General features: G+C 74.3%; 1 protein-coding gene. It reads right to left on the reverse strand.

Features of this window, described 5'->3' with window-relative positions:
• Positions 1-130: 130 nt before the first annotated feature.
• On the reverse strand, positions 131-1654 hold the full coding sequence (locus tag AC1MIR_RS20650; RefSeq protein WP_480030060.1) for an ABC transporter ATP-binding protein: 1524 nt from the start codon (positions 1652-1654) through the stop codon (positions 131-133).
• Positions 1655-1776 lie beyond the last annotated feature (122 nt).

The following is a 1776-nucleotide window of genomic DNA, read 5'->3' on the forward strand; positions in this document are numbered from 1 at the left end:
CCCGGGCCGGGGGGCGCGGGGGCGCGCGACTCCCCCGCCGCCAGCACCACCAGCGCCGAGACGCCGAGCGCGAGCAGCAGGTTCAGCGCCGGCAGCAGCGCGAGATCGGCCCAGCGCGGCAACTCCCGGTTCATGCGGCAGCACCCGCCATCAGCAGGCCGAGCCGGCGCTCATCCGCCGCGCCGCCCGGCAGCTCGCCGACGATGCGACCGTCGAACATCACCAGGATGCGGTCGGAGAGGGCGAGAATCTCATCGAGCTCGACGGAGACCAGCAGCACCGCCTTGCCGGCGCGGCGCCAGCCGCGCAGGCGTTCGTGGATCGCCTCGATCCCGCCAATGTCCACGCCGCGGGTCGGCTGGCCGACCAGCAGAACGTCGGGCTCGCGCTCCATCTCGCGCGCCAGGATCAGCTTCTGCTGGTTGCCGCCCGAGAAGAGCGAGGAGCGCAACCGGGGCAGCGCGGGGCGCACGTCGTTCTCCCGCATCAGCCGTGCCGCATGCGCCTCCACCTTGCGGCCGGAGACCAGGCCGAGGAAGCGCCGCCAGGCGGGATCGCGATGGTAGCCGAGGATGGCGGATTCGCAGGCCTCGAACTCCGGCACCAGGCCGTGGCGCAGCCGGTCCTCCGGCACATGCGCGAGGCCGAGGCGGCGCAGCGCGGCGGCGTCGAGGCCCGTGACGGGCGCGCCGCGCAGGCGCACCGTGCCGGAATCCGGCGCGCGCATGCCGGAGAGCGCCTCCAGCAGCTCGGTCTGGCCGTTGCCGGCGACGCCGGCGATGCCGAGGATCTCGCCCGCATGCAGCGTGAGGGAGACGCCGCGCACGCGCTCCACCCCGGCATTGTCGCGCACGCGCAGATCCTCCACCGCGAGCATCGCGGCGCCGGGCGTGGCGGGGGCGGGGCGCTGCGAGGCAGCGGGGCGGCGGCCGATCATCAGCTCGCCCAGCTCCGCGGCGGAGGTCTCGGACGTCTCGCGATGGGCCACCATCCTTCCGCCGCGCATGACGGAGACGCGGTCGGTCACCGCCATCACCTCGCGCAGCTTGTGGGTGATGAGGATGATCGCCTTGCCCTCGTCGCGCAGCGCGCGCAGCACGCGGAACAGGTCGTCGGCTTCCTGCGGCGTCAGCACGCCGGTGGGTTCGTCCAGGATCAGCACCTCTGCGCCGCGATAGAGCGCCTTCAGGATCTCCACGCGCTGCCGTGCGCCGACGGGCAGGTCCTCCACCCGCGCATCGGGATCCACGGCGAGGCCGTATTCCTCCGCAAGTCGCTTCAGCGCGGCGCGCGCCTCCGCCTCGCCCCTCTTGAGCAGCGCGCCGCCCTCGGCGCCGAGCATGACGTTCTCGATGACGCGGAAGGGCTCCACCAGCATGAAGTGCTGGTGGACCATCTCGATGCCGAGGCGGGCGGCGTCGGCGCTGTCCTGGATGGTCACCTTCCGGCCATCCACCAGGATCTCCCCGGAATCGGCCGGGTAGAAGCCGTGCAGGATGGCCATGAGGGTGGACTTGCCGGCGCCGTTCTCGCCGATCACGCCATGGATCGAGCCGCGGTGGACCACCAGGTCCACGGCATCGTTCGCCAGCACATGGCCGAAGCGTTTCGTGATGCCGCGGCACTCGATGGCCGGAGGTGCCGCAGGCGTCACCCGTCCGTGTCCTGCGGCCAGGTCCGCCCCCCGGTGCGGGGGGGGGGGGGGGGGGGGGGGGGGGGGGGGGGGGGGGGGGGGGGGGGGGGGGCGGGGGGGGGGCGGCGGGCGGCGGGCGGGGC

Source organism: Falsiroseomonas sp. RANM36, from assembly GCF_056682175.1.